The following is a 7,935-nucleotide window of genomic DNA, read 5'->3' on the forward strand; positions in this document are numbered from 1 at the left end:
TCAAAAATCACTTCGGATAACCGCCGCGTTTCATCTCGCGCTCGGTGGTGGACTGCGCTTGCAGCAGGGCCTGGTCAACCGACATGCCGCCGGTCAGCGCCGCCGAGAACAGCTTGCCGACCGAGGTGCCGATGGCCTGGAACTCAGGGATCGTCACGTATTGAATGCCCACGTACGGCACCGGCTTGGCCGATGGGTGCGCGGGGTCGGCGTGTTTCATCATTTCCAGGGTCACCTGGGCAAACGGGGCGGCCTTCAGGTACGCCTCGTTGTAGGTGGACTGGCGGGTGCCAGGCGGTACGTTGGTGATGCCTTCCTTGTCGGCGACCAGTTGGATGTAATCCTTGGAAGTCGCCCAACTGATAAAAGCCTTGGCGGCGTCCTTGTGCTTGGACGTGGCCGGGATCGCCAGGGACCAGGCGTAGAGCCATGACGAGCCTTTATCAGTGACTTCGGTCGGCGCGGCGGCAAAACCGACGCTGTCGGCGACCTTGCTCTGGCTTTTATCGGTGGTGAAGGAACCGGCCACGCTGGCATCGACCCAGATCGCGCATTTGCCGCTGTTGAACAGCGCGAGGGTTTCGTTGAAGCCGTTGCTGGACACGCCCGGCGGGCCGTATTGCTTGAGGGTGTTGACGTAGAAATTGGCCGCGGCGGTCCACTCGGGACTGGTCAGCTCGGGCTTCCACTGCTCGTCAAACCAGCGTGCGCCAAAGGCGTTGGCCATGGTGCTCAGCAAGGCGATGTTCTCGCCCCAACCGGCCTTGCCGCGCAGGCACATGCCGTATTGGTCCTTATCCTTGGCGGTGAGCTTGGAGGCGAACTCGCCGAGCTGGGTCCAGGTAGGATGCGACGGCATAGTCAAGCCTGCCTGCTTGAACAGGTCGGTGCGGTAATAGGTGACGGTGCTTTCGCCATAGAACGGCAAGGCGTACAGGGTGTTATTGACCGACAGGCCTTGGCGTACCGAGGGGAAGATATCGTCGGCGTCGTAATCGGCGGGCAGCTGGGTCAGCGGTTCCAACCAGTGCTTGGCGCCCCAGAGCGGGGTTTCGTAAGTGCCGATGGTCAGCACGTCGAACTGCCCGCCCTGGGTGGCGATATCGGTGGTGAGGCGCTGGCGCAGCACGTTTTCTTCCAGCACCACCCAGTTGAGCTTGATGTCCGGGTGCTGTGCTTCGAACACCTTGGACAGGCGCTGCATGCGGATCATGTCGCTGTTGTTGACCGTGGCGATGGTGACGGTGTCGGCAGCCTGGCCGGGCATGGCCACTGCCAGGCCGGAAAGCAGGAACAACGCTTGCGGGAGCTTGAACATAGCGGTTTCCACCTGTTGTTTTTGTTGTTGAGGGCCGATTACAGCAGCTTGGCCAGGCCCTCACAAACGCAGGGCGGATGCTCGACTGATACTTTTTTAACCGTCGCCTGTCAGTTAAAAAAGTATCAGTGCCAAGCGAAACCGGGGGTAGCGCGGGTATCGCCAACCCGCGTATTTTGAGGCGATTCCACCCATACAAGAGGCATTACCATGCCCATCAGCCGCGCCCAACTGTTCGAACACCGTCCCGCCGAACTCGAAGTGATCCTGCCCGAACCGGATCATTGCTTTCGCTGGTTCGAACACGACTATCCCTATGAGCTGGCGCGCTGGAACCACCACCCTGAATTCGAAATCCACCTGATCCGCCAGGGCAACGGCAAGCTGGTGGCCGGCGACTACATTGGTGCGTTCAGTGCCGGGCATGTGGCACTGATCGGCCCCGATCTGCCCCACGACTGGATCGGTGAGCTGGCGCCCGGCGAATACCTGAGCGGCCGCGACGTGGTGCTGCAATTCGACGGCGCCGCCCTCCTCGCCCTGCGCAAGACCCTGCCGGAGCTCGGGGACCTCTCGGCGTTGTTCGAACAGGCCCGTCGTGGCCTGGAATTTATTGGCGAGGCCGCTGTAAAGGCAGCGCACTTGATGGAAGCCATCGGCAACGCCCAGGGCCTGCAACGGTTGATCCTGTTCCTGCAACTGCTCGACAGCCTGAAAAATGCGCCGACGCAACAGGTCAAGGCCCTGGCCAGCCCCTGCTATGCGCCGACCCTGGACGCACGCAGCGCCGAACGCATCAACAAGGCGTTCGACTATTTGATGCGTGAGCTGACGGGCGATGTGCGCCTGTCGGTGATCGCACAACAACTGGACATGAGCGAACCGGGCTTCTCGCGTTTCTTCAAACGCAACACCGGCCACGGTTTTATCGACTTGATGCGCAAGTTCCGCGTGCAACGCGCCTGCCGGCTGTTGCTGCAAAGTGATATGTCGGTGGCCGATATCTGCTTTGAAGTGGGCTACGCCAACCTGTCCAATTTCAATCGGCACTTCCGGATCGAAATGAACCAGACACCGAGTGACTATCGGCGGGAAACAGCCATGCACCTGTTCCAGCGCATTGAAAAAATGACACCCAGTCAATTCTGACCAAAAGGTCGACTAATCCCGTTTTTTTGCAGGCTGATCAATCGATTGAGCAAAGTTGGTACAACCTGTGCAAACGTTTGCGGTATGAACTTGGCCACCCAGTTCACCTCTCCCCGAAGCATCGGGTCTAAACCGCGTACGAATAGGGATTTTCAATGCACTTCACCTCAAGGCGTCCTACCCCCTTTGGTGTTTCCTTGCTACTGGCTGCCGTTACGGGAGTACTCAGCGCTCCCATTTTGGCGCAGGAAAAACCTGTCGATGACTCAGCACAGGGCGAAACGCTCAGCCCTGAGGCAAACCCGGCAAAAAAAGGCGTGTACCTGTCGGACTGGTTCAACCAGGACCTGACGTTGATCGGCAGCAAAGACATCAGCTTCGGCCCCAAGCCGCAGGATGATATCTACCTGGAGTACGAATACTTCGGCCGCAAAGGGCCCTTCGAGCTGTACGGCTATATCGACGTGCCGAAGATCCTCACCATCGGCAACAGCAATGACAAAGGCGTGTGGGACCATGGCTCGCCCGTGTTCATGGAGCATGAGCCACGTATCTCCATCGACTACCTCGCAGGCCGCAGCCTCGCCATCGGGCCGTTCAAGGAATGGTATGTCGCGTTCGACTGGATCTACGACCACGGCAGCAATAAGGAAAATCGCGCCAACACCCTGTACAGCGGCCTCGGCACCGACATTGACACCCACTCGCGGGTCAACCTGTCGGCCAACTTCTACGGGCGTTACCAGTGGGAAAACTATGGTGCCAGCAATGAATATTCCTGGGACGGTTACCGCGCGCAAATGAAGTACATCGTGCCCATCGGCAAATTCGACAACGGCGCCTCACTGACCTATATCGGCTTCACCAACTACGATTTCGGCTCGGACCTGCACAAGGACAACCCGGCGCGCACCGCCAATTCCGTGGTGGCCACCAACGTGCTGCTGTATTCGTTTACCCACCTGCGGTTCACCCTGGTCGGCCGTTACTTCCATAACGGCGGCAACTGGGAAGACGGCAGCGAGTTGAATTTCGGCGAAGGCAACTTCCGCGCCCGCTCGGACGGCTGGGGTTATTACGCCGGCGTGGGCTACCAATTCTGATCAAGGAGCTATAGATGAAAGCATTTACCCGTCGCTCTGTTACCGGCTTCTCGATGGCTGTCGGCCTGGCGCTGCTGCCCCACGTGGTGCTGGCGAATACGCCTGCGCCGATCAAACCCAAGGTGATGCTGATCACCATGTTCGCCCCCGAGGCGCAAACCTGGATCGATCGCCTGGAACTCAAGCAGGAAGTGCGTGTACCAGGGCTGTCCGCCGAATACCCGGTGATCCGCTGCAACACCCAGGACGTGTGCCTGCTGGTGACGGGCATGGGCCAGACCAATGCCGCCGCGTCCACGCTGGCATTGGCGCTGTCGCCCAAGTTCGACCTGCGCCAGAGCTACTTCCTGATCGCCGGGATCGCCGGGATCAACCCCAAGCATGGCACTATCGGCACGGCCGCCTGGGCGCATTACCTGGTGGAGTTCGGCACCCAGTGGGAGCTGGACTCACGGGACGCGCCCAAGGATTGGCCGACCGGCTATATCGGCATCAACACCAAGGGCCCCAACGAAAAACCACCGTTGGACTACAAGACCGAAGTGTTTGAGCTGAATCCAAAATTGCAGGCCAAGGCCTTCGCCTTGTCGCACAACGTCGAGCTGACGGAAAGCAAGGAATCCAGCGCCTGGCGCAAGCACTACCCCGCCGCCCCTGCCAACCAACCGCCGCAGGTGACCCGCTGCGACACCCTGGCCGGCAATACCTGGTTCTCCGGCACACGCCTCAGCGAACGTGCCGAAGTCTGGACCAAGCTGCTGACCGACAACAAAGGTGAATACTGCACCACCCAACAGGAAGACAACTCCACCTATGAAGCGTTGCTGCGCGCCAGCCGCGAAGGCTTGGTGGATATCCAGCGCCTGGCGGTGGTACGTGCCGGCTCGGACTTCGACCGCCCTTACCCTGGCTACAGCGAAGTGGACAACCTGCTGAAATACGCCGATCAAGGCGGCTTCGTGCCAGCGCTGGAGAACCTGTACCGCACGGGCAACCCGTTGATACAGGCGATCCTGAAGAACTGGTCGGCCTGGGAGAAAGGTGTTCCCGAAGCTTGATGGAGATCGACAGGTGGGAGGAGCAAGCCCCCTCCCACATTTCACCGTGTCAGGGCAGGAAGATGATTTTGTCGGGGCTGCCCTGGTTCACTTCTTCGTAACACTCCACGCCATTTGCCAACGCGACTTCACGCAAGCCCGTCGGCAACGGCAGCAAGCCTTCATCAAAGAAGCGCCCGAACTGTTCCAGCATCACCGCGCATTGCTCGCCGTTGTAGAGCAGCGAATTGATCCCCACCACCGAGCCGCCCTTGCGATACAGGGCCAGGGCCGGCAGTTGCACATGACCGTCCACCGGTGCCGCGATAATCGCGATACGACCGAACGGCGCCAGGCCCGCCACGGCCGCCGGCAGCCAGAAACCGGTGGTGTCGAAGATCACATCGGCGCCGCCCTTGAACACGGCATTCACCTGCGCACCCAGTTCTTCCGACGTGCCCAGGGCAATCGCCTCGAAGCCCTGCGCTTGCAAGACTTCAACCTGCTCCGGTCGACGCACGGCGGCCAGCACTTGGGCGCCGCGGATTTTCGCCAAGGCCAGGGTCGCGCTGCCCACCGCGCCATTGGCGCCAATCACCAACAAGCGCGTGCCCTGGGTCACCCCGCTACGCTCAAGCGCGTCCCAGGCGGTGGTGTACGGTACGCCGAGGCTCGCGGCCTGGGCAAAACTCAGGTGGGTGGGTTTATGCGCCACACCCTTGGCCGACACGGTGAGGTACTGGGCGTGGGAACCGTCGGCAAAGAACCCCAGGTCGCGGCCGGTGCCCCAGACTTCCTGACCCACCAGTTCCTGTGGCCCCTCCACGACGACACCGGCAAAGTCGCGGCCGGGAATGCGTGGCAAGGTGGTGTAGGGGAAGCGGCCGAGCACGTTCTTGACGTCGCTGGGGTTGAGGCCCGCGGCCTTGATCTGTACCAGCACTTCACCCGCGGCCGGCACCGGGGTGGCGACGTCGACAAAGCCGAGGGCGGCGAGATCGCCGGTGGCAGTAAATTGCAGTGCTTTCATGGCCAATATCCATCGAAGAAAAAAAGGAGGTCAAGACAACCAGGTGCCCACCAGCTGCCGGCCCATGGGCCAGAGCTTTTCGCCCAGCAGCATGCCCATCAGGCCTATCAAGGCGATGGCCGGGGGCGCGGGCGAGCGGAAATCCAGGGCACCATAGATCACGCCAACAAACAGGCCGATGGCGAGGGAAATCAGATAGTTCATGGTGAGCAGCGCCGTGTGGTGAGAGGCGCTCAGTGTAGAGAGGCGATTCCTGAAGCATCGGCCAAGTGCTTCAGGATTTCGGCCATCCGTTCAACCGGCGTAGTGCGAGGGCGCCACGCCGAGTTCGCGGCGGAACATGTCGCTGAAGCTGCTGGGTGAATAGCCGAGCGAGCGGGCAATCCCGCTGACCGACTGGCCCTGGATCAATTCCGCCACCGCCGTGGCCAGTTGCACCTGGCGACGCCACTCGGCGAAGCCCATGCCCAGGTTGTGCTGGAACAACCGCGCCAGGGTGCGCACGCTGGCACCAGCGGTTTCGGCATGTTGCTCAAAAGGTATCTCCAGGGAGGGCGCGGCCATGACCGCTTGGCAGACATTGATCAGTCGGCGGTCAGCCTCAACCGGCATGGCGATGCGGATCGGCGAGCGGCGCGCCCGTTGCAGCTCCAGCAAGGCCAGGCTGACCACCGCGTCGTAGTACGCCGCCTCACCGTTGTCGCCCTCGTCCACCAGCGTGACGATCAACTCGCGGAGCAGCCCTCCCACCTCAATCACCTGCACCTGGCTGTCCAGCGTCGCTGCCAATGCTGGTCGCAAGTAGATATTGCGCATCTGCAAATCCGACACCACGCGGATCCCATGTTCCACCCCCGGCGGCAGCCACACCGCACGCTGAGGCGGCACCACCAGGGCTTCACGGGGCGTCTCGACCCACATCACGCCGCTCATGGCATAGAGCAACTGGCCCCATTCGTGGCTATGCGGCTCCACGTACAGCCCACGCGGGTAGGTACGCGCCAAGGGCTGTACGGGAACGGCGTGATCACTGAGGTCGGGGGGCGCGGCCAGGGCCATGGGGATGCACATCAATCAAGGGAGAGTCGCCATGGTAATGACCACCGCTGGAGAATCCGAGTGAATTTTTGCGGCACGGGACGATCACTTGTTTATACATGGAGGGTTAATGGACCAATGAATAACGCAAAACTATTTGTGATCGACTACTGCCTGCACGGTGAACCCAAGTCCTTCATCATTCGCCTGGAAAAGCTCGATGCAGCAGAAGCCTGGCACTGGGCAAGCTGTGACGCAGGGGTGGGCCGTATCGGTCGGTTCGCCCGCGAACAAGTCAAGAAGACCAGCCAGCAGCAAGCCGAAAAGTTCGGTATTACCCACGTACAATGGCGCCGCTCGGACGCGCGCGCCCAGGCTTGATCAGGGAGTGACAAACATGAATTTATCCATACCGGTCAATGGCAAGGCGCGCATTGATTACACCCAGGAAACGCTTTTTGGGCCCATGGCCAAGCATGTCGAGTGCCAAGTGAGCGTGCAACGGCGAGCTGGCGGGACTGTGCTGAAGGTGTTCCAGCCTTTGCCGGACGATCTGCACGCGGCGCAGACCGTGGTGTTTGCGCTGGAGGGGCGGCGTACTCGTGCAGTGGTGAAGGATAGCCAGCACCTGTCTGACCATAGCTTGCGGCTTGAACTGGAAACCCAATAGGCAATAAACCGCAGCTTACCTGTGGGAGCTCCATGGCCATAGGTATCTACACCGCTCTGGGTATGGCGCTGGACCTGTGGCGAGGGAGCTTGCTCCCGCCGGCTGCCTGACAGCCCACCGCCATCTAACGGTTAGACCACGATCCAAATGTGGGAGGGGGCTTGCTCCCGATAGCGGTGTGTCAGTCAATTCATCAGGTGACTGATTCAGCGCCATCGTCGAGGCATCTATATCTACACAATTCTGGCTATGGCGCAGGACCTGTGGCGAGGGAGCTTGCTCCCGCCGGCTGCCTGACAGCCCACCGCCATCTAACGGTTAGACCGCGATCCAAATGTGGGAGGGGGCTTGCCCCCGATAGCGGTGTGTCAGTCAATTCATCAGATGACTGATTCAGCCCCATCGGGGCATCTGTATCTACACCACTCTGGGTATGGCGCTGGACCTGTGGCAAGGGAGCTTGCTCCCGTGGCGGCCTGACAGCTGGCCTCGATGTTGGATCAGACAGGGTACATATCCGTTATTTAGGTAACGGCGGCTTATGGTTCCGCTCTTACAGCGGGTCACTTTTGGAAGAGCGCCAAAAGTAA

The 7,935-nt window shown here is 60.6% G+C and carries 9 protein-coding genes; 5 read left to right on the forward strand and 4 right to left on the reverse strand.

Annotated features, from left to right (window positions below; all coding sequences use genetic code 11):
* Positions 1-7: 7 nt before the first annotated feature.
* Complete coding sequence (locus tag AO064_RS20870) at positions 8-1,318, reverse strand: ABC transporter substrate-binding protein (protein ID WP_064054522.1); 1,311 nt, start codon at positions 1,316-1,318, stop codon at positions 8-10.
* A 210-nt stretch (positions 1,319-1,528) separates the two neighbouring features.
* Here AO064_RS20870 and AO064_RS20875 point away from each other — a divergent pair, with 210 nt between their 5' ends.
* From AO064_RS20875 to AO064_RS20885, 3 genes are all read left to right on the forward strand, one after another.
* A complete protein-coding gene (locus tag AO064_RS20875; protein WP_012723688.1) occupies positions 1,529-2,467 on the forward strand; it encodes an AraC family transcriptional regulator in 939 nt (312 codons plus the stop codon).
* A gap of 155 nt (positions 2,468-2,622) precedes the next feature.
* Complete coding sequence (locus AO064_RS20880; protein WP_046036232.1) at positions 2,623-3,570, forward strand: nucleoside-specific channel-forming protein Tsx; 948 nt, start codon at positions 2,623-2,625, stop codon at positions 3,568-3,570.
* Positions 3,571-3,584: 14 nt separating this feature from the next.
* Complete coding sequence (locus AO064_RS20885) at positions 3,585-4,628, forward strand: purine-nucleoside phosphorylase (RefSeq protein ID WP_064054523.1); 1,044 nt, start codon at positions 3,585-3,587, stop codon at positions 4,626-4,628.
* 49 nt (positions 4,629-4,677) lie between these two features.
* On the opposite strand, the gene AO064_RS20890 is transcribed toward AO064_RS20885, so the two are convergent.
* The 3 genes from AO064_RS20890 to AO064_RS20895 all read right to left on the reverse strand — a co-directional run bounded on the left by AO064_RS20890 (position 4,678) and on the right by AO064_RS20895 (position 6,696).
* Positions 4,678-5,637 carry a quinone oxidoreductase family protein gene (locus tag AO064_RS20890; RefSeq protein ID WP_064054524.1) on the reverse strand — a complete coding sequence of 320 codons (960 nt, stop codon included), beginning with the start codon at positions 5,635-5,637 and terminating at the stop codon, positions 4,678-4,680.
* A gap of 30 nt (positions 5,638-5,667) precedes the next feature.
* Positions 5,668-5,841, reverse strand: coding sequence for a DUF1427 family protein (locus AO064_RS30420; protein ID WP_012723684.1), 174 nt, complete (start codon positions 5,839-5,841; stop codon positions 5,668-5,670).
* A 90-nt stretch (positions 5,842-5,931) separates the two neighbouring features.
* Positions 5,932-6,696 carry an AraC family transcriptional regulator gene (locus AO064_RS20895; protein WP_046036228.1) on the reverse strand — a complete coding sequence of 255 codons (765 nt, stop codon included), beginning with the start codon at positions 6,694-6,696 and terminating at the stop codon, positions 5,932-5,934.
* 117 nt (positions 6,697-6,813) lie between these two features.
* On the opposite strand from AO064_RS20895, the gene AO064_RS20900 reads away from it, so the two are divergent.
* Entirely contained in the window at positions 6,814-7,056 is a 243-nt protein-coding gene (locus tag AO064_RS20900; RefSeq protein ID WP_064054525.1) for a DUF6555 family protein, read from the forward strand.
* Positions 7,057-7,072: 16 nt separating this feature from the next.
* Complete coding sequence (locus tag AO064_RS20905) at positions 7,073-7,345, forward strand: hypothetical protein (protein ID WP_046036226.1); 273 nt, start codon at positions 7,073-7,075, stop codon at positions 7,343-7,345.
* Positions 7,346-7,935 lie beyond the last annotated feature (590 nt).

Source organism: Pseudomonas marginalis (assembly GCF_001645105.1).
In the GTDB taxonomy this organism is placed as follows: Bacteria; Pseudomonadota; Gammaproteobacteria; order Pseudomonadales; family Pseudomonadaceae; genus Aquipseudomonas; species Aquipseudomonas petroselini.